At 69.8% G+C, this 20118-nt stretch carries 17 protein-coding genes; 12 read left to right on the top strand and 5 right to left on the bottom strand.

The annotated features are described in order from the left end of the window. The first annotated feature begins 28 nt into the window (after positions 1 to 28). The 3 genes from BO221_RS03030 (at position 29) to BO221_RS03020 (ending at position 3150) form a co-directional block, all read left to right on the top strand. Positions 29 to 796, top strand: a complete 768-nt coding sequence (locus BO221_RS03030; RefSeq protein ID WP_073558787.1) for a UPF0489 family protein — start codon at positions 29 to 31, stop codon at positions 794 to 796. 153 nt (positions 797 to 949) lie between these two features. Further along, entirely contained in the window at positions 950 to 2767 is a 1818-nt protein-coding gene (locus BO221_RS03025; RefSeq protein ID WP_073558786.1) for a methyl-accepting chemotaxis protein, read from the top strand. Between the two features lie 8 nt (positions 2768 to 2775). Next, the gene (locus tag BO221_RS03020; RefSeq protein WP_073558785.1) at positions 2776 to 3150 is read left to right on the top strand and encodes a hypothetical protein; all 375 of its coding nucleotides are present in this window, start codon (positions 2776 to 2778) and stop codon (positions 3148 to 3150) included. 42 nt (positions 3151 to 3192) lie between these two features. On the opposite strand, the gene BO221_RS03015 is transcribed toward BO221_RS03020, so the two are convergent. Next, positions 3193 to 3561, bottom strand: coding sequence for a DUF6184 family natural product biosynthesis lipoprotein (locus BO221_RS03015; protein WP_073558784.1), 369 nt, complete (start codon positions 3559 to 3561; stop codon positions 3193 to 3195). Positions 3562 to 3879: 318 nt separating this feature from the next. On the opposite strand from BO221_RS03015, the gene BO221_RS03010 reads away from it, so the two are divergent. Both BO221_RS03010 and BO221_RS03005 read left to right on the top strand, forming a co-directional pair. Next, positions 3880 to 4329: a DUF2147 domain-containing protein gene (locus BO221_RS03010; RefSeq protein WP_073558783.1), complete on the top strand. Its 450-nt coding sequence runs from the start codon at positions 3880 to 3882 to the stop codon at positions 4327 to 4329. Positions 4330 to 4404: 75 nt separating this feature from the next. Further along, positions 4405 to 5220, top strand: a complete 816-nt coding sequence (locus tag BO221_RS03005; protein ID WP_073558782.1) for an alpha/beta hydrolase — start codon at positions 4405 to 4407, stop codon at positions 5218 to 5220. Positions 5221 to 5305: 85 nt separating this feature from the next. Here the strand turns inward: BO221_RS03005 and BO221_RS03000 are convergent, their stop codons facing one another. Further along, on the bottom strand, positions 5306 to 6025 hold the full coding sequence (locus tag BO221_RS03000; RefSeq protein WP_073558781.1) for a siderophore-interacting protein: 720 nt from the start codon (positions 6023 to 6025) through the stop codon (positions 5306 to 5308). A gap of 230 nt (positions 6026 to 6255) precedes the next feature. Here BO221_RS03000 and BO221_RS02995 point away from each other — a divergent pair, with 230 nt between their 5' ends. Further along, positions 6256 to 7326 carry an SMP-30/gluconolactonase/LRE family protein gene (locus BO221_RS02995; protein ID WP_073558780.1) on the top strand — a complete coding sequence of 357 codons (1071 nt, stop codon included), beginning with the start codon at positions 6256 to 6258 and terminating at the stop codon, positions 7324 to 7326. 374 nt (positions 7327 to 7700) lie between these two features. Then, on the top strand, positions 7701 to 8969 hold the full coding sequence (locus BO221_RS02990; RefSeq protein ID WP_073558779.1) for a family 16 glycosylhydrolase: 1269 nt from the start codon (positions 7701 to 7703) through the stop codon (positions 8967 to 8969). Between the two features lie 45 nt (positions 8970 to 9014). Here the strand turns inward: BO221_RS02990 and BO221_RS02985 are convergent, their stop codons facing one another. After that, a complete protein-coding gene (locus BO221_RS02985; RefSeq protein ID WP_073558778.1) occupies positions 9015 to 10001 on the bottom strand; it encodes an alpha/beta hydrolase in 987 nt (328 codons plus the stop codon). Positions 10002 to 10069: 68 nt separating this feature from the next. Next, complete coding sequence (locus tag BO221_RS02980) at positions 10070 to 11812, bottom strand: BamA/TamA family outer membrane protein (RefSeq protein WP_073558777.1); 1743 nt, start codon at positions 11810 to 11812, stop codon at positions 10070 to 10072. Between the two features lie 147 nt (positions 11813 to 11959). On the opposite strand from BO221_RS02980, the gene BO221_RS02975 reads away from it, so the two are divergent. Then, positions 11960 to 12322: a response regulator gene (locus tag BO221_RS02975; RefSeq protein ID WP_233165597.1), complete on the top strand. Its 363-nt coding sequence runs from the start codon at positions 11960 to 11962 to the stop codon at positions 12320 to 12322. On the opposite strand, the gene BO221_RS02970 is transcribed toward BO221_RS02975, so the two are convergent. Next, complete coding sequence (locus tag BO221_RS02970; RefSeq protein WP_073558776.1) at positions 12302 to 13186, bottom strand: cobalamin-binding protein; 885 nt, start codon at positions 13184 to 13186, stop codon at positions 12302 to 12304. The two genes, BO221_RS02975 and BO221_RS02970, sit on opposite strands and share 21 nt — an antisense overlap. Positions 13187 to 13307: 121 nt before the next feature. Here BO221_RS02970 and BO221_RS02965 point away from each other — a divergent pair, with 121 nt between their 5' ends. The 4 genes from BO221_RS02965 to BO221_RS02950 all read left to right on the top strand — a co-directional run bounded on the left by BO221_RS02965 (position 13308) and on the right by BO221_RS02950 (position 20052). Continuing rightward, positions 13308 to 14345, top strand: coding sequence for a hypothetical protein (locus BO221_RS02965; protein WP_143195232.1), 1038 nt, complete (start codon positions 13308 to 13310; stop codon positions 14343 to 14345). A 286-nt stretch (positions 14346 to 14631) separates the two neighbouring features. Next, positions 14632 to 16284 carry a serine/threonine-protein kinase gene (locus BO221_RS02960; RefSeq protein WP_073558774.1) on the top strand — a complete coding sequence of 551 codons (1653 nt, stop codon included), beginning with the start codon at positions 14632 to 14634 and terminating at the stop codon, positions 16282 to 16284. A 7-nt stretch (positions 16285 to 16291) separates the two neighbouring features. After that, the gene (locus BO221_RS02955) at positions 16292 to 18829 is read left to right on the top strand and encodes a TonB-dependent receptor domain-containing protein (RefSeq protein ID WP_073558773.1); all 2538 of its coding nucleotides are present in this window, start codon (positions 16292 to 16294) and stop codon (positions 18827 to 18829) included. After that, complete coding sequence (locus BO221_RS02950) at positions 18826 to 20052, top strand: hypothetical protein (RefSeq protein WP_073558772.1); 1227 nt, start codon at positions 18826 to 18828, stop codon at positions 20050 to 20052. Before BO221_RS02955 ends, BO221_RS02950 begins: the two co-directional genes overlap by 4 nt. The last annotated feature ends 66 nt before the right edge of the window (positions 20053 to 20118 follow it).

Genomic DNA, 20118 nt, shown 5'->3' with positions numbered 1-20118 from the left:
TGCCCTGCATGGACGGTTATTCCCAGTGATGGACGAATCCCACAAGCACCTGCGTCTGGCGGGCGTCATCCGGCTGTCACTCGGCGGCGGGCGGGGGCCCTCGGACGCGTACGTGTTCGACCCCCACCGGCTCGCGCTCCCCTCCTGGGCCTGCGCGCTCGGGGACGACGGGCCGCCGGCGCTGCTGGTGACGCTGGACCGGCACCTGGACCTGGTGGTGCCCCAGGCGCCCGCGGCGGTACCGGACCGCTCGGCGGGGCTGCGCGCCCTGGACGAGCACGCGCGGTGGGCACTGGACGTGCGCAACTACGACCACGTGCTCGCGGCCATGGAGGCGGGGCTGGTGGGCGACGCGCTGGTGATCGCCCGGGGACGGCCCCGGGGGACGTTCTCCGGAGACGTGTACGTGGACACGCGGGGACGCCCGCACCGGCTGGTGGTGGTGCCCACCGTGGACCGGGCCGCCGAGGCCTTCCACTCCCCCGCCCCGGGCGACGCGGTGCGCGAGGTGCTCCAGGCCGCCGGGCGCGTCCTGCTGGACGTGGACCTGGACTGCTTCACCAGCCTCAGCGACGCGGACCCCACGACCGTGCTCCCCTGGCCCCGAGGTGTCATCCGGGACTACCTCCTGCCACCGGACTCGGAGTCATTCTGGGACGCAGTGCTGGAGAAGTGCGTGGCGCTGACGCTCGCCCGCGAGCCCCACCACTGCGGGGGCCTGCTGGCCTCGGGGGAACTCTTCCGCGACGTGGCCGAGGTGCTCTTCCGGGAGCTGCTGCGCACCCAGCCCCCCTGATTTTCCTTTTCCCCGGTTTTCCTCTATTTGAAGACGTACCGGGTGGCACCGGATTACCATCCGGCCGATAGGGAAGCATCCAGGCAGGCGCCGGGATTTCTTCTCGCGCCTCTCCTTCCGCCCCCCCTCCCTCTGGGAGAATGGCCACGCCTCATGAACGGCTCGCCCCCGCAGACGGTCATTCCTCCGCAGCTCGCCCGACGGATCCATCTCGTCGTGTTGGCGTGGCTCACGCCCTCCGCGCCCATCGCGGGCTACCTCCTCGCGTTGTCGTTGGGGCTGTCCTCCCAGGACCACGTCTGGGCGCTGCTGCATGTGCTCCCCGTCGTCTTCGGGGTGGCGGCGCTGCTGATGCCCTGGGCGGGCATCTCCTGGCTGCTGCGGAACAACCTCCCCGCCCGGCCCGACGAGCCCCCCCATGAGCGGCTCGCCCGGCTGCAGATGCTGCCCTGGAAGCTCGCCATCTCGGGCACCCAGGTCCCCGCGCTCGTGGGCGGCCTCATCTACGTCGTCCCGCTGGTGATCCGCACCGGCAAGCACCCCTTGATGACCGGGCTCGGGTTCCTGGTTGCCGCCACCATCGGCCAGGTGCTGGCGCTCCCCGTGGGCATCAAGCTCGAGCAGATGTTGATGCCGCTCATCGTCGAGGAGCGCAACCGCCTGCGGACGCACGCCACCGGCCGGGGAATCTTCTGGCCGAGGCAGAGCTGGTTCCTGCCCTACGTGTTCGCCGCCACCCTGACGAGCACCCTGGTGCTCTCGGCGCTGGTGTTCATCCTGCAGACGCTCGAGCTGCGCGATGCGCAGATGAAGGCCGTGCTCGAGGATCCGTCCATCCCCCAGGCCCAGGGCGAGCTGATCGCCGCGAGGCTGCACGGCTTCAGCGACAGTCTGCTGTCGACGATGGGCCCGCCCCTGCTGGCGCTGGCGGCGTTCGTGCTCATCGTCCTGTCGCTCGCCGCCTGGATGCTGGCGCGCCGGCAGGTGCGCGCGACGGCGGCCGTGCTGGAGGCCATCGAGGCCCTGGCCCAGGGCGCCCCCTTCGCACCCCGCTGGGCCTCCACCGACGAGATGGGAGACCTCGCGGCGGGCATGGTCACGGTGCTCGAGCGGCTTCAGGAGATTCCCACCCGCCTGCAGGCCTCGGCCACCATGCTGCTGTCGGCGAGCACGGCCCTGGGCTCCGCGAGCAACCAGCAGCGCCAGCGTCTGACCGAGCAGGCCGCCATGCTCCAGCAGGCCCAGCTCACCTCCGAGGAGATCCGCACCACCTCCGAGCTGGCCTCCCACAAGGCCGAGACGGTGCTGAGCGTGGCCGGCCACGCGGGGCAGCTCGGCCAGTACGGCGAGGAGTCGCTGGAGCGGACCCTCACGGGCCTCAACACCATCCGGGACTTCGTGGACGGCATCCGCGGCAAGGTGCTGCGGCTGCAGGAGAGCGCCACGCAGATCGCCCACATCGCCGTCACGGTGAAGGACCTGGCGGACCAGTCCCACCTGCTGGCGCTCAACGCCTCCATCGAGGCCGCGCGCGCGGGAGACCAGGGCGCCGGCTTCGCCGTGGTGGCCAGTGAGATTCGCAAGCTGGCGGATCAGACCATCCGGGAGAACGCCCTCATCCGCAAGAGCCTGCTGGACATCGGCACCGCCATCCGCGACGTGGTCTCCATGAGCGAGCAGGGCGCGCTGCAGGTGGAGGGCGGCCTGGAGATGGTGAAGTCCTCGGGCAACAACCTGCGCGAGATGTCCTTCATCATCCAGGAGAACGCCGCGGCCGTGCGGCAGATCGCCGTCGCGGTGAACCAGCAGAACACGGGCATTTCCCACATCTTCAACGCCATCGCCCACATCTCCGCCGGCATGGACGAGACGATGAAGCGGCTGGACACCACGCTGCAGGCCACCGAGACGCTCCAGGCCGTCACGCGCGAGGTGACGGAGATCGCCCGCCGCTACCAGCTCAACCGCTGAGGCACGGGATGAAACGGCGAGCCCTGCACCGCGCGGTGTTCACCCTGGCGGCCGTGTACAACCTGATGTGGGGCCTCTACGCGGCGGTGGATCCGCAGTGGCTCTTCCGCTTCGCGGGCATGCCGCCGATGAACCAGCCCGCCCTCTTCGCCTGCCTGGGCATGGTCATCGGCGTCTACGGCCTGCTCTACGCGGAGGTGGCGCGGCGGCCCGAGCACGGCTTCGCGCTGGCGGCGGTGGGGCTGCTGGGAAAGGTGCTGGGACCCATCGGGCTCGCGCTCCTCATCCTCCGGGGCGAGTGGCCCGCGGCGACGCTGGTGCTCTGCCTCACCAATGACTTCATCTGGTGGGTGCCCTTCGGCCTGTACCTGTGGGACGCGTAGCCCCACTACCGCCGCACCTTCAGCCCCGCGTGAGGGCCGCGCTCAGTCCTCGGTCTCTTCCTGGCAGACCGAGCCCGAGCCACACACGAGGAACGCGGTGTTGAGGAAGTCCGTCGTGCTCGAGCAGGAGGTGGAGCGGATGCGCTCCAGGCACGTGTCGAGCCCCTTCTCGTTGATGGCGGGGCAGTTGTTCGCCGTCCACGCGCCCTGGAAGAAGTCGCGCATATCCACCTCACACTCCTTCCGGTCCTCGAACTCCTTGCCGTCGCCAGAGCCGATTTTCTCGCATCCGGCGTAGTAGTCGCAGGCAGCCCAGGTGGCCTGGCCTTGCGCATCCTCGCGGGAAGTCGGGCCACACGCGGGGAGAAGGGCGATCAGGGACAGCAGGGAGAGGGAGGAAGAAATACGCATACGGATGACTCGCGATACCAGGTGAGAGGTGGACACGACGACGTGTGCCCCATGAGCAAGGGGCGGACCAACGCCAACCCCGCGAAACGACGAGGCGGCGGCGTGGCGGTTGTAGGCCCGAGACGACAAGGGAGCAACGGACTTGTAGGCCGCGGCCAACACCCCCCGGCCAGCGGCACTCGCTGACAGAACTGGACTTTGGGTGCATCTGCTCTGGGGGTAGGCTCGGACGCTGAGTGCGGACGGAACGCAGAGGGGACGTTACCGCGGCGCGCGGCCCCTCGCGGCATGTGACTCCCAGCGCCCGAGGATCTCCGAATGACTGCAACCCGTTGGTTGGGACTGGCCACGCTGACCGTGCTGTTCGCCACGAGCGCCCTCGCCCAGGAGGCGAGCGTGTTGGGGCGCTGGACCACCATTGATGACGAGACGAAGAAGCCGAAGTCCATCGTCGTCCTCTACGAAGAGGGCGGCAAGGTGTACGGGAAGATCGAGAAGCTCTTCCGCGCGCCCACCGAGGAGCAGAATCCGCTCTGCGACAAGTGCGAGGGGGCGCTGAAGAACCAGCCCATCATCGGCATGGTCATCCTGCGCGACCTCAAGAAGGACGGCAATGAGTGGACGGGTGGCACCATCCTCGACCCGGCCAATGGCAAGACCTACAAGAGCAAGATCGCCGTCGAGGACGGTGGCAAGAAGCTGAAGGTCCGCGGCTTCATCGGCATCGCACTCATCGGGCGCACCCAGTACTGGATGCGCGCCGAGTAGCTGGAGCCCGAGCATCAGGGCCGCCCTCCCGGGAGTTCCCCGGGGGGCACGCCCGCCACGAGGAGGACACGACAGATGGCGAAGTCACGCGAGTGGGAGTACCCCGGACTGCGCGGCAAGCTCGTGGCGCGGACGTGGAGCGGGTCCCAGGCACCGACGCACCTGGTGGTGATCGCGCACGGCTACGGCGAGCACATCGGCCGGTACGAGACGGTGGCCGGCGCGCTCGTCCGCAACGGCGCCGCGGTGTACGCGGTCGACCACCTCGGCCACGGCAAGAGCGAGGGGGAGCGGGTCCTCGTCGAGGACTTCGAGGACATCGTCACCGACCTGCACACCCTGGACGAGGCCGCACGCAAGGAGCACCCGAACCTGCCGGTGGTGCTGCTGGGCCACTCCATGGGCGGGCTCATCGCCTCGCGATACGCGCAGCGTTACGGCGGCACCCTCGCCATGCTGGTGCTCTCGAGCCCGGTGATCGGCAGATGGGGCGCGGGCAGCGTCCTGCTGGCGATGGAGGAGATTCCGAACGTGCCGCTGGACGTGACCACGTTGTCCCGTGACCCCTCCGTGGGCGAGCGGTACGCGGCGGATCCGCTGGTCTGGCACGGGCCGTTCAAGCGGACCACGATCGCGTCGATGCAGCGCGCGATCGAGGAGATCAACAAGGGGCCGGGTCTCGGCGGCATGCCGCTGCTGTGGATCCACGGCGAGGACGACCAGTTGGTGCCCATCGAGGGCACCCGGCCCGGCATCGAGCACCTTCGCGGCCACCGCTACATGGAGCGCATCTATCCGGGCGGCCGGCACGAGCTCTTCAATGAAACGAACGCCGGCCAGGTGATCGCCGACGTCACGGAGTTCATCCGGACACAGCTCACCGCCCGCTGAGGGGCCGGGTGGGTCTGACACCTGCGAGGCATGAGCGGCACAGCTCGCCGCCATGCGCGCCGGCATCGGACCTCCCTGCTCTTCCTCAGTCGAGCCCGCGCTTTCCCACGGACCAGTACGCCTTCACCTTCTGCGGCGCGCCCACGCCGTCCGCCCGGAGCCGCGCGCGCAGCGCCTGGATGGCCTGCGCCCGGCCCGTCATGACGAGGTGCGCGCCCGGCCGCCGCTTCAGTGCGTCGCCCAGACGCTCCGCCACGGCGGGCAGGTGTCCATCGCCAGGCGCGCGCTCCACCAAGGCGCCATCCGGCAGGTGGAACTCCCGCAGCACCGTCTCGGACTCTTCCCGGGAGGAGACCTCGAACACCTGCTCGACGCCCTCCGCGCCGGCCCGCAGGTTCCGCAGCGTGTGGGCCACGGCGAAGGACGTCTCGTCTCCGAACAGCACCACGGGTCCCTGAAGGGACGTGAGCGCCAGGGAGCCGCGTGGCCCCATGAACTGGCAGCCGTCCCCCACCCGCATGTTTCGGCCCCACTCCGCGCCGGGGCTGTTGCCATGGAGGTAGACGAGCAACTGCGTCGCCCCGCGAGCCGCGTCCCACGCCAGGGGCGTGTACGTCCGCATCCCCATGCCCGGAAGGAACACCTGCACCTTGTCCCCCGCGCTCCAGGAGACGCCGCGCAGCGCCTCGCCTTCCAACTCCACCCAGCGGAAGTGAGGCGAGACGTCCCGCACTCGCGCCACCCGCGCGTCGCGGAACAGGAACCGCCCCAGCATGCTTCCGAGAATCGCTTTCCCTGATGCCATTGCGTGTCACTCCCGGGGCCACCTGCCCCTTCTGCGCACCATCCTCGCACCGGCCTGTCAGAGCGGGAATGAACTCGTGTCACGGGAAAATGAAGAAGCGTGAAGTAACGGCCCCACCTCTTTCCTATGCTTCATACGAGAAGGAGATTCCGGTGACAGACATGCCGACATCTGGCGGGGATACGACACGGGCACCCGCCGCCCCCCGTCCCTTTTTCACCAGGAGGGGCGTGCGCATCACGGCATTCGGCCTCCTCGCTTTTCTGGTGTTCGCCGCCGCATCCGCCCTCTACTGGAAGCTCTGGCCAGCCGGGCGAGGAACAGGCAGGGAGTGCGAGCTCACCAGCGGCGTCCACGCCGTGTGTGGACTCAACAAGCCAGAGGACCTGCTGCGCCTCGGGGACAGTGACTGGGTCCTCACGGGGAACATGGGCAACGGCGACTGGGCCGAGGGCGGCATGTATGCCCTCAAGATCGGCGACGAAACCTTCCGCGCCATCACCCCCGATCTCTCGCGCCCGGCCGCGCCGGCCTACCGCGACTGCCCCGGTGCACCCGACCCGAAGCTCCTCTCCGCGCACGGGCTCGCGCTCCGTCCCCGCGCTTCGGATGAGTACACGCTCTACGCCATCAATCACGGCGGCCGCGAGTCAGTCGAGGTGTTCGACGTCCGGGTTTCCGCCGAGGGGCCAGCGCTGACCTGGACCGGCTGTATCGTGCTACCCGAGAAGCATCAAGCCAACTCCGTCGCGCCCCTCCCGGACGACGGCATCGTCGTCACCATTCCGCACCTTCCCTCCTCGTCTCAAGGTGCGGTGCTGCGGTGGGTCCCCGGCGACGGTTGGACCGAGGTTCCGGGTACCCGCTTCCAAGGAGACAACGGCATCCTCGTGTCGCCGGACGGCTCGCGCCTGTACGTGAACGAGTACTTCAAAAGCAGGGTGCACGAGGTCCCCCTCGTTGCCACCACCACGAGCCCCCGGTCCGTCGACCTCGGCTTCCATCCAGACAACCTCCGGTTCGCCCCCGACGGCTCCATTCTCGCGACAGGGCACCCGAACGCCCTCGCCATCGTGGGCCTGTGTGGGTTCCTCCTCGGGTGCGGAATCGATACGGAGGTGGCCCGCATCGATCCGGCCACCTTTCAGGCGGCCACGCTCTTCGCGCGAGGCGCGAACGAGACCTTCAGTGCGGGCACGAGCGCCATCGTCGTCGGTGACGAGCTGTGGATCGGTTCCTTCATCTCTCGCGCGCTCCTGGTCGTGCCGCTCAGCGAGTTGAGACAGCCGCACGGGTCATAGCCGCCTCCAAGCCTTCGTGAAGGAGTGCCCCTGGGAACAAGCGCTGACAACGCGGCCATATCCCCTCGCCCTCCGGGAGAGGGAATGTTCGGTCACTTCCCTGAAAAGGATTAGCGCCAGTCCAAGGCAGCGCGGCTCAACACGCCCCCACCCGAGACACTTTTGGGACCTTCGAGCAGTTGGCGAAGGAAGCCGAGGTCCGCGCCGTCCCAAGAGAGATGTCCACCTACGGACGGCCGCGCCACTGCCCCGAGGACTTCCTCCAGAAAAAGAACAAAGTCTTCCCAATCCGGACTTTCCCTGTGTTAACGGAGTTCCATGCTCACGCGCCCGGCCAGCAGCTGACCTGCGCCGCGGGCGCACGGGAGGAACACATGGCCTGGAAATTGGGGAGTGCGGCGACGAGCGGCTGGATGATGGCGCTCGCCGTTGGAAGCCTGCTGGCGGGTGTGGACGCGGACGCGGCGCCTGTCGGTCAGACCATCTGGCTGAAGGCGTGCGCGACGCAGCAGTACGTGTCGGCGGACCAGAACCTGGGAGCCACCGCGCCCCTGGTGGCGAACCGCACGACGGTGCAGGGCTGGGAGCAGTACCAGGTCATCGACGCGGGCGGCGGCCTCATCGCCCTGCGCGCCAGTGAATCCGGCCTGTTCGTGTCCGCGGACACCAACCTGGGCGGGCAGCTCGTCGCCAACCGGACCACGTTCCAGGACTGGGAGAAGTTCGAGTGGGTGGAGCTCGGCAACGGCTCCATCGCATTGAAGGCCCGGAGCAACGGCCTGTTCGTGACCACGGACCTGAACCAGGGAGCGGCCGCGCCGCTGTACGCCACCCGCGCGTCCGTGGGCGGGTGCTGGGAGTCTTTCACCTGGGGTGCCCTCGGCGGTGGGAGCGGCGGCTGGGTGCAGATCTGGAGTGACGAGTTCGACGGCACCAGCGTCAACCCGTCCAACTGGTTCGCCAATACCGGCGTGCACGTGAACAGCGAGCAGCAGCAGTACACGAACTCGCCCAACAACATCCAGGTGAGCAACGGCACGCTGAAGCTCATCGCGCGGCGGGAGTGGAACAACAACTATCCGTTCACCTCGGGGCGGCTGGAGAGCGCGGGCCTGCGGGAGTTCGGCCATGGCCGCGTCGAGGCGCGCATCAAGATGCCCGTGGGCCCGGGGCTGTGGCCCGCGTTCTGGATGCTCGGCAACAACATCAACCAGGCCGGTTGGCCCGCCTGCGGCGAGCTCGACATCCTGGAGAACGTCGGCTACTCGAACTGGACGTCCGGCGCGCTGCATGGCCCGGGCTACTCGGGCAACACGCCCATCTTCCAGCAGTTCTACCCGAGCTCCCCCGTCAGCGACTGGCACGTGTACCGCACCGAGTTCTCCAGCTCGGACATCAAGTGGTTCATCGACGGCGTCCTGATGAAGACGGTGACGCGCGCGGAGGTCGAGCGGTACGGTCCTTGGGTGTACGACAGGCCCTTCTTCATCATCCTGAACCTGGCCGTCGGCGGCGTGATGCCGCACGGATACAACGGCGCGACGACGCCCCACTACGGCGTGCCGCAGTCCACGGCCGATCTCATCGGCAGGACGCCGCAGCAGATGGAAGTGGACTGGGTGCGCGTCTACCAGTGGCGGTGACGGCGTCCGGGGGAACCGCTCGATTCCTGGAGCGGCTCCCCCCTCTCAGCCCGCCTTCGCGTGCTCCGCGTCGCCAGGCGCAGGGAACAGGGCCCGGCGGAGCGCGGCCGTGTAGACCCCACGGAACTCGCGCGCCACCCCGGTATCCCGGGTGATGACGTCGAAGCCGTGGAAGGCGCCTGGCACCACGGTGACGTCGCACGGCACGCCAGCGGCCTCCAGGCGCCCGGCGTACGCGAGGTCCTCGTCGTGGAAGAGGTCGCAGGTGCCCACGCCCACCCACGCCGGAGGGAGTCCCGAGAGGTCCTCGCGCCGCGCGGGCACGGCATGCGCCGGCACCTCCGCGCCACCCGGCTCGCGTCCCAGGTAGGACCTCCAGCCGAACACGTTGCTGCCCTGGCTCCAGACGCGCAGGCGCGTGCTGTCGATGTCCGTGCGCGTCGTCGTGCGGTCATCCAGCATCGGGTAGACGAGCAGCTGGAAGGCAGGCCGGACCTCCTTGCGATCGTGCGCCAGTTGAGCCAGCGCCGCCGTGAGCCCACCGCCAGCGCTCGCCCCACCGATGGCGATGCGCTCGGGGAGGACGCCGAGCGCCCCTGCCTGGGCGAAGAGCCACCGCAGCCCCGCGTAGCAGTCCTCCAGCGGTGCCGGGAAGGGGTGCTCGGGTGCCAGCCGGTAGTCCACGGAGACGACGACAATCCCCAGCTCGCGCGCGAAGTCGAGGCAAAGCGCATCGTCCTGCTCCGGCTGGCCGATGATGTATCCGCCACCGTGAATCCACAGGAGCGCCGGTGCCGGTCCCTGGGCCTTCCGAGGCCGATAGGTCCGCACGCGCACCGGCGGCGCCCCCGCGGGCCCGGGCACCTTCACGTCTTCCACGGCCACGGCCACGTCCTGGGGAACGCGGGGTGCCGAACGGAAGCGGGTGAGGAACCGCACCACGGCGAGCAGCTGCCGGTTCGCCGTGAAGTTCGGGAAGAAGCGCGCGGCGCGTTGCAGGTCGGGGTGGAACGGGTTCGCGGTCTGCGTCATGTCTCTGCTCCTTGCACTCCCGCCAGCGTAGCACCGCGAGCGCGACGGCGAGGTGCTCGCCCCAGAGCTCAGAGCGGCGCGTCCAGGAAGCCGGGCCGGAACTCCGTCACCTGCCCGCCGCTGAAGGAGAAGCGGCCGCCGAACTCGGGGCGCTCGTCGTTGATGACGTACCCGAAGTCGAGGCGGAACGGGTACGTGTTGAACTGGGGGAAGAGCAGCCGCAGCCCCACGCCCACCGAGTGCACGATGCCAGGGCGCTCATCGAACGCCGAGCCCCCGTCGTAGAAGAGCACGCCCCCCAGGTGCACCGTGTAGAGGATGAGCGGCCGGGTACGGTACTCCACGTTGAGCAACGCCATGCGCTTGCCCGAGTAGGCCTCCGGCCGCGCGCCCCGCAGTCCGTTGCCGCCACCGAGCAACAGCACGCGCTCGTTCAGGTCGTCGATGTTCACGTCCAGCAGGCCCCGCACCACGAAGCGCCCGCCGAGTACCTTCGGGGAGACCTGCTGTAGCTCCACGGCCCAGCGGCGGTTGCTCCACGTCCCCACCCCCTGCCCGCCAAGAATCCTGCGCACGGAGGCGGCGGTGGCCAGCGAGGAGAGCGCGTCTCCCAGCCGTACCCGGTAGCGCCCCGTGAGGCCCACCTCCGCGAAGTTCCCCGCCCCGGCCAGCAGCGGGGGGGCGTAGCGCGCCGTGGCGGTGAGGTAGGGCCCCACCTGGAAGTCCTCGGAGAGGGCGTAGGAGTCCACGTCACGCATGACCTCGTAACGCGTCTCCCAGAAGCGCGCGTAGCCGAGCACGTACGTGGCGTCCTCGGCGCGAGGCAGATAGGTGTCCCGCAGCCAGGCGCGCTGGGCCTCGTCCAACCCGGAGTCCGCGGGAGCCCCATAGCGCCGGTGGTACACGCCCACGCCTCCGCCCGCGTCCACCTTGTAGCGCGAGCCCCAGGAGCGCAGGTACAGCATGCTCCCGCTGAGCTCGCGCGCATCGTAGATGTAGGGCACCGTGCCGCCCTCGGGGTACGGAAGCGCCCATACGTCGGCCCCGCGGAAGACGCGGACGGGTTGCACGCGCCACACCGCCTGCACCTGGTAGCTCCACGGCGTGTCCAGCGCGTAGAAGGGCCGCGTCACCAGCACGCTGCCGCGGGAGCCCTCGAGCTGGCCGTTCTCCCGCCCGAAGATGAGCGAGGCCGTCTCACTGAGGTACCAGCGGCTGCCGCCCAGGCGCGGATCCACGTACGTCTGCCCGAGGCTCACCGAGTCCCGGCGCAGCAGGAAGTCCAGCGCCACCTTCTTGTTCAGCCCGAGGAAGTTCTGCTCCGTGCCTTGCAGCCGCAGCGACTGGATCAGCGTGCCCACCACCTGGAAGTCCTGGTTGAGCCGCAGCGACCACAGATCCTTGGTGATGACGAGCAGCGACACCGTGTCCGGCGTGGAGCCGCGCACCGGCACCACCCGCACCACCGCGAAGATGCCCAGCTTGCGCAGGTTGCGCGCCGTCTCGTACGCCAGCGCCGCCGAGTAGGGCTTCCCGGGCTCCAGCAGCACCTCGCGCCGGATGACCGCCTCGCGGGTGCGTGCGTGGAACACGTTGAGCAGCAGCGGATAGGGGTCACTCGGGGCGACGACGTCCTCGGAGGCCACGAGCACGGCCTCCAGGCGCTTGCCCTCGGGCTCCGGCTCGAGGCTCCGGCCTTCCTCGAGGGACAGGCCCCACTTCACGAGCGCGTCCTCGTAGCCCTCGGCGGGTGGAGGAGGGTCCGCCGCCAGCAGGGGCGCGAGCAGGAGGGGCAGCCAGGCGAGCGACACGCTCACATCCTGACACGCCGCCAGGGCCCGGGAATACGCTAGTGAACAGCTTCTGCCCCCGCCGGGCTGGAGGGGATTCCCGGTCATGGCCGGAAGCGCGAGACTTCAGCCTATCAAGAGATGCACCCCGTAAGGTCCGGACGCAACGTGAAGATTCTCCTGGTAGAGGACAACGAGGACATCCGCGAAGGGCTGACCGATCTCCTCGAGAGCGAGGGCTATTCGGTCTGCGGCAGCGGCACCGCGGAGGAAGGGCTGGCCCGTTTGAGGTCGGATTCGTTCCATCTGGTCATCACCGACTACATGCTGCCGGGACAGAACGGCGATTGGATGCTGGAGCAGGCGGAGCGGGAGCACCGGCTGCGCGGCACGGGTGCGCTGATGATCACCGCCCACCCCCGGGTCCAGCCTCCCGCGGGCGTGCGCCTGATGCACAAGCCGCTCGACATCGACGACTTCCTGCGCGTGGTCTACGAGTCCATCACCCCATTACGGGCGGTCGGCGGGTAGCGGCGCGGCACGCAGATCTCCCGGACGGGGCGAGGGCAGCTTCTCGCCCCGGGCGATGGCCGCCACGATGGCCGCGAGCTGCTCCACCCCATCCGACAGCGCCGCCGGGCCCGGCTGGAGGATGAACGAGCTCTTCACCTCGTAGAGCTGATCCTCCACCACCGCCGTCACCCGCTCCCAGCCCGGCCGCGAGGCGATCTTCTCGCGCTTCGCCTTGCGGCCACACCAACTGGCGATGACGCCTTCCGGGTCTCTCCGGGCCACCTCCGCCGGCTCGAAGATGCGGCCCTTCGCGGCCTGGGACTCGCGCGACTCGCGGCACACGTCCTCGCCGCCCACCAGCTCCACCAGCTCCGAGCACCAGCGGATGCCGGAGATGAGCGGCTCGTGCCACTCCTCGAAGAAGATGCGGGGCCGGCGGGGGAGACGCTCCGCCGCCTCCGCGTGCCGCACGAGGTTGGCCTCCAGCTCGTCCGCCAGCTTCTCCGCGGCCTCGGCCCGTCCCACCAGCGCCCCCACCACGCGCACCGTCTGGAGGATCTCCGCGAGCGAGCGCTGGTTGAAGAGGTACACGGGCACCCCGCGCTTGCACAGCTCGCGGCCGATGTCCGCCTGCAGGTCCGAGAAGCCCAGCACCAGGTCCGGCTTCAGCTCGAGGATCCGCTCGAAGTTGGCGTCCAGGAAGGAGCTGACGCGCGGCTTCTTGCGTGCCTCGGGCGGACGCACGGTGAAACCGGAGACACCCACCACGAGGTCTCCAGCACCAATGCGGTACAGCGTCTCGGTCGTCTCCTCGGTCATGCAGACGATGCGCTGGGGGTAGCGCGGCGCGGAGGAGAGCAGGGCCTTCAGCCGGTCGGTCATGGGACCCACTGTAAGGCTTCAACGGCTCTGGATCAGCGTCCCGTGTGGCCCCCCGGGCTTCCTCCCACCCACCCTTCCGGACCATGCTCTGCCCTACCCCGAGCCGGGGATGGCGATCGACATGACACCCGTACGCACGACCTCCCGCACCTGGCTGCTCCTCGTCCTCCTGGCGGTGGCCTCGAGCGCCTGTGGCCCCAAAACCAAGCAGCAGCGCCAGGCCTACGGCGAGAAGCGGACCGACGAGGCCACCCTGCTGCTCAACGAGGCGTCGAACCACCTGCGGGAGCTGAACGCGGACCGGGCCGAGCCCCTGCTCACCAAGGCGCAGGAGGTGCTGGCCCACCCGGACGTGAACCTATCGCCCGAGGGGGAGATGCTGCGCTCGGAGCTGGCGGAGCTCCAGGCGCGAGTCCCCCGGGTGCGTGAGGAGAAGGTCCGGCGGGAGAAGCAGGCCGTCGTGGAGCGCGAGCGCAAGGAGCTCGAGGCCGCGGTGGAGAAGCAGCGGGACGCGGTGATGGAGGCGCTGTTCGCGGCCAACGAGGCGCTGGATGCACTGGAGAGCAAGGACGCGGGAAGCGCGCAGGTGACGGCGGCGAGCGACGCCCTCCAGCGCACCCGCGAGCGGATGAAGGCGGGCAAGGAGCTGGAGGCGAAGAGCGCGGACTACGCGGCCTCGGCACGGAGCACCGAGCGGAAGCTGGAGCAGGCGGAGGCCCGGCTGAAGCAGGGGCGGAGGGTGATCGACTTCGTGTCCGGGCCACTCGGGGGCAGCCAGGAGGCGCCGGAGCTGGAGAAGAAGGCGAGGAAGGAGAAGGACATCGCGGCGAGGCTCTCGCTCTACACGGAGGTGCGGGACCGCTACCGCACGTGTGGAAGCGAGGCGGAGAAGCTGCTGTCCGAGATGCCCGAGCTCGCGCGCAGCCCGCTGCCGGTGAAGGGCCGCCCGATGGTGCTCAAGGCCGTGGCCACGGGGTGCAAGAAGAAGGCGGGCCTCACCCAGCGCGCGGTGGTGAAGCTGGAGAAGGCCAAGGTGAAGTGGGAGAAGGCCCAGGCGAAGCGCGAGAAGGCCCGGGAGAAGATGGAGAAGCTCAAGGCCGCCAAGCAGAAGGCCCGGGAAGCCGCGAAGCAGAAGGCGCTCGCGCGCAAGCGCAAGTAGGCCTCACACCCAGGGAGCAATCACCCTGGACGGGCAGACCGTGTTGACGCGGTGCGCAAGTCCAACGCATCCTCCAGGGGTGCCCGCTTGAACGCAGCGCGTCAGGGAAGGACTCCCCAGGTGAACCGTCCGGGACGTGACGGATGGGCGCCGGAGCCGTATTCTCGGCCCTCCATAAACGCGGGAATCCAGCCGCTCCCGGCTTTTCGGTATCAGCGTGTCTGGTGGTAGCATACGGGACAGGTCACATTTCGCCCCACCCACTTGGCGGGCGGCGGGGGAGCTCATGGTACAAAGCGGCGCGCAACCCCAGAGCGCACCGGCCGACGTCGGAGATCCCCTCATCGGCAGGGTCCTCAACGACAAGTTCCGCATCGTCGAGGCGCTCGGCTCGGGTGGCATGGGCCGCGTGTACAAGGCCATGCAGTCCCCCTTGGAGCGCCTGGTGGCGCTCAAGGTGCTCAACCCCCAGTACAGCGAGGGCAAGGACCCCGGCTTCCAGAAGCGCTTCTTCATGGAGGCGGCCGTCACCGCCAGGCTGCGCCACCCCAACACCGTCACCGTCATCGACTACGGCCGCACGGACGATGGCGTGCTGTACATCGCCATGGAGTACCTGGAGGGGCAGACGCTGGCACAGCTCCTCACCCAGCACGGGCCGCTGCCGTGGATGCGGGTGATGAACATCGCCCAGCAGGTGGCGCGTTCGCTGCGCGAGGCGCACCGGGTGGGCCTCATCCACCGCGACCTCAAGCCCGCCAACATCATGGTCCTCAACCAGGAGGACGACCATGACGTGGTGAAGGTGCTGGACTTCGGGCTGGTGAAGTCCTTCCTGCCGGACCGGGGCGGCGCCAACGAGACGGAAATCACCCAGGCCGGTGTCATCCTCGGCTCGCCGCAGTACATGGCGCCCGAGCAGGCGCGCAACGTGTCCGACCCGCGCAGCGACGTGTACTCGCTGGGCGTGGTGATGTTCCAGATGCTGATCGGGCGCCCGCCCTTCATGGCGGCGCAGAGCATCGACGTCATCTTCAAGCACCTCAACGAGGCCCCGCCCGTCTTCGCCGCCATCTGGCCCGGTCACACCGTGCCGCAGGAGGTGGAGGCGCTGGTGATGCGGTGCCTCTACAAGCGCCCCGAGGAGCGCTTCCAGTCCATGGACGAGGTGCTGGAGGCCATCCGCCGCGCCGCCTCGTCCGCGGGCTTCAGCGGGGCGTTCTCCAGCCCGCGCAACGCCATCACCAGCGGCTTCACGCCCCTGCCCGGTCACGGCAGCGGAGCGCATTCGGGCGCGCAGACCGGCCCCCTGCCCTCCCCGGGCTCCACCGGCGCGAGCACCGTGGCGCTCGACATCGCCGTGGAGGAGGCACCCGCGAAGCCGTCCGTCCGGCGCACGCTGCCCCTGGCCCTCTTCGCGGGCTCGCTGATGCTCGGGCTCATCGTGGCCGGGGTGGTGGCCATGCGCCCCCCCACGTCTCCGCCCGCTCCGCGGCCCGAGCCCATCCAGGCGGTGGCTCCGGCGGCGAAGACACCCGCCCCCGAGCAGCCCGCCGCCGAGCCGCCCGCCACGGCGGAGGCCGCGCCCGAGGCCACGGCGCAGCAGCCCGCCATCGAGCCCGACGTGCTGGCCGCGCCACTCGTCCCGGCCGAGCCCGTGGCCATCCGCTTCGTGATCGACAGCGAGCCCGGTGGGGCGAGGGTGATGTACGAGGGGCGCGTGCTGGGAGAGACGCCCCTGGAGTTGCCGGTGTCCCCGGACGCCGATGGCCGCGCGAGCGCCCGCATCACCTTCGCGCTGGACGGCTACCAGCGCGTCACCGCCATCGCCACGGGCGAGGGGCCGGTGGTGCGCCACACGCAGAAGCTGAAGAAGAAGTCCGGCTCCCGATCCTCCTCGGACAGGGGCTCCGCCGGCTACAAGGACGACCCCTACTGAGATTGTGATGAACCCGACCGCCTTGAAGCGAGCGGGCGCCCTCGCGTTGGTGCTGTACGCGGGGAGTGCCTTCGGCGACGCGCGCCTGGAGGCCCGCCGTCATTTCCGCACCGGGATGAGCCTCATCGGCCAGGGTCAGTACGACCAGGGCATCGCCGAGCTGCTGATCGCGTATTCCATCAAGCCGCACCCCAACGTCCTCTACAACATCGCCCGGGCCTACCAGGACGCGGGCCAGTTGACCGAGGCGGCTGACTACCTGCGGCGTTACATCGCCGCCAACCCGCCGGACGTGACCACGGCGCAGAGCACGCTGACGAAGCTCGAGGAGTCGCTGCGGGCCGCCGAGGCGGCGAAGCAGACCGAGCCGGCGGTGCCGGGGAAGAAGCCCGGAATGCCGCCCATGCCCCCGGCGCCCGGAGGTGCCGAGGCGGCCCGCTCGCTCGCGGTGCTGGTGGAGCGGTTGGAGAAGGCCATCGCCCGCGCCGAGTCCCTGCCCGCGGCGCCGGAATCCACCCCCACCGCGAAGTCCGCGCCGGCCGATGCCAACGCGCCCGGAACCGGGGACGTGGCCAGCTCCGTCGAGGACGAGGGGGAGGTGCCCTACGAGGAGCGCGTGGTGACGGCCAGCCGCCGGGCCCAGTCCTCGCTGGAGGCGCCCAACGCCACCACCGTCATCACCTCCGAGGACATCCGCCTGTCGGGTGCCACCAGCCTGCCGGAGCTGCTGCGCCGCGTGCCGGGCGCCGAGGTGATGATGCTGGGGCCGGGCAGCGCCAACCTGTCGCTGCGCGGCTTCAACCAGCGCATCGCCAACAAGGTGCTGGTGCTGGTGGACGGCCGCACCGAGTACCAGGACTTCCTGGGCATGACGCTCTGGTCGTCCATCCCCGTGGAGCTGGAGGACATCGAGCGGATTGAAGTCATCCGCGGTCCGGGCAGCGCGCTCTACGGCGCCAACGCGATGCTGGGCGTGGTCAACATCATCACCCGCGCACCGGGCACCGGCCCCGCCGCGCGCTTCCAGGCCCATGCCGGCAATGGCAACACCGCGGGTGGCAGCTTCGTGAGCCATGGCGGCACGGGCGGGCTGCGCTACCGCGCCTCGGCGGCGTACTCGCAGGCGGACAAGTGGAGCCGGGACTTCGCGGGAGACCGGCCGGACATGGCGGTGATGGACCCGCAGCCGAACCTCGGCCTGCGCAGCGCGCGCGGCAACATGGCCACCAGCTACCGGTTCGACTCGGGGGCCTCGCTGGGCCTGTCCGGCGGCGTCAACCGCTTCTACACGGAGGCCTACCCGCTCGGGGTACTGCGCAACTTCTACATGGACGGGGTGAGCGCCTTCGCCAAGGCGGACGCGGAACTGGGTCCGCTGCGGGTGAAGGCCTTCTGGAACCACCTCTCCGCGAACGCGGGGCCTCAGTACGAGGCCGTGGGCCAGCGCTCGCTGGCCACGAGCGTCGAGTCCAACCTCTTCAACGGCGAGGTGCTCTTCAGCAAGAGCTTCGAGTTGCTGGGTGAGCACCAGGTGAACGTGGGCGTGGAGGGCCGCCTCAAGCGCGTGGCGTGGAGCTACCTGGGCCCCCTGCGCGAGGAGTTCCACGCCGCGGCCTTCGTGCAGGACGAGTGGCGCCTGGCGGAGCCCTTCCGCGTGGTGGCCTCGTACCGCGTGGACCGGCACCCGCTGCTGGACAATGGCCAGCCGGGCCTGGCCCACTCGCCGCGCGTGTCCGCCCTCTTCATGCCCTTCGAGGGCCATGCCTTCCGCGCCAGCGCGGCCTCGGCCTTCCGCGTGCCCACGTTCCTGGAGAGCTACATGGGCGTGCACGTCCCCATCCCGGGCGTCAACGGTGCCAGCGCGCTGTCCAGCGGCAACCGGGCGCTCCAGGCGGAGCAGATGCTGGCGCTCGAGCTGGGCTACCGCGGTGAAGCCCCCAGCCTGGGCATGGACTGGGACGTGGCCCTGTACCAGAACCGGGTGAGCAACCTCATCCACCTGTCCGCCGTGAAGCCCCTGCCGGCGGGCGAGTCCTGGGACGCGGAGACGGGCACGTACCTGCTGGGCCGCTCCCTCTTCGAGAACGAGGCGGCCGTCTACACCGCGCGCGGCGCCGAGGCCGGCGTGACACTGGCCCCGGTGGACGGCCTCGGCATCAAGGCCAACGCCGCCTATCAGCTGGTGTCTTCCGAGGGCGAGCAGGGCCTGTGCGGCCCCTGCAGCCAGGCGCCCCAGTTCAAGCTCTTCGGCGGCGTCACCTACCGCACGCGCCAGGCGTTGGAGCTGGGCGTGGACGTGGCCTGGACGTCCGCCACCTCCTGGGTGGAGCGGGAGCCATCCTCCAAGGACCCCACCCTCATCGAGCCGCTGGCCAATGCCCTGCCCGCCTACGCCGTCATCAACGCCCGCGTGGGTTACACGCCGGTGAAGGACCGGGTGTCGGTGGCACTGGTGGGCTCCAACCTGGGCCCCACGCACGCCCAGCACCCCTTCGGCAACCGCATCGAGCGCCGCGTGCTCGCCCTCCTGACGGTGACCCCATGAGCTCCTCCTTCCCCAAGACGCTGGCGGGCGTGGCCCTCGCGTCCGTGCTCGCCACGGGCTGCGAGCCCCCGCCCGTGAAGCCCACCTCGGACCAGCGCCAGAACCAGGAGTTGTCCCGCATCGAGGGCCAGGTGGTGGTGCAGAGCCAGGCGCGCGGCAACGCCATCGTCCTGCTCTACGACGCCACCCATCCGCCTCCGCCCCAGGGCGCGGGCCGCCCGGTGAGCTTCACCGTCATCCCCGCGCAGAAGCTCTTCGGACCGGCGCAGCCGGGCTCCTCCGGCCCCTTCACCGCGTCCTTCTCCTTCAGCCTCGTGGCCCCGGGACGCTACCTGCTGCGCGGCTTCATCGACGCGGACACGTGCCTCACGGGTGCCTCGCCCTGCCACGGCCCGGACTTCATCCCCTGGTACGGCGTCACCGGCGAGCCCAACGCCGGAGACGTGGGCGGCGCCGCGGTGGACCCCGTTACCCGCGTGCCACGCGTGGTGGAGGTGGGCGAGGGCCCGGACGGAACCCTCCAGGCCACCACCGGCGTCATCGTGAGCTTCAGCGACACGAGCGCCATCCCCCTCGAGCGGCCCGCCTTCCGCGTGGAGGGCACCTCCCGGTTCGACCTCGTGATGGGCACCAAGCGGCTCGACCTCTGGCCCATTCAGGTGCGCGAGGGCGGGGTGACGGCGGGTGCTCCCGCCCTGGTCGTGCGCTACGTGGACGACAACGGCGACGGCGTGCCCGACGACGCCGACGCTGACGGCCAGCCGGACCTGTGGCCGCGCGTGCTGGTGCGCAAGCTGGCCGGCGCGGAGGGCTCGCTCGCCGACGAGAACGACCTGGACCGGGACGGCATCCTCGATGACACGGGCGCTGACTACCTCCGGAACGATGGCACCCTCGACGGGATGCCGGATCAGGTGGTGCTCGCCGCGGGGCTGGTGACGGATCCGGTGTATGCCGCGCTGCGCAAGCCCGATGGCACTCCGCGCATGGAAGCCGTGGCCGTCCCTTCACTGGGAGTCTTCATACAACCCTATGCGTATGACGTGAGCGACCCGACCAAACGGGTGCTGCTGAAGTCCGTGCCTTCCGGCCGCTACGCCCTCACGCTCGTCCAGTTCACCGGCCAGACGTGGCGCGTGCCCAACGAGCTCTCTCCTCCTCTCGCCAAAGAGGACGGACTGCCCGCGGTGGAGAGCCAGTCGTTCGTGCTCGAAGTGCCGTGAAAAACGCTCATCCCAGCGGCGCGAAAAACTCCGGCGCTGGACCACGGGCCACTTTGACTTCGCGTT

It is taken from the genome of Archangium sp. Cb G35, from assembly GCF_001896145.1.
Lineage (GTDB): Bacteria > Myxococcota > Myxococcia > Myxococcales > Myxococcaceae > Archangium > Archangium violaceum.
This window is presented reverse-complemented; position numbering and strand designations above follow the sequence as displayed.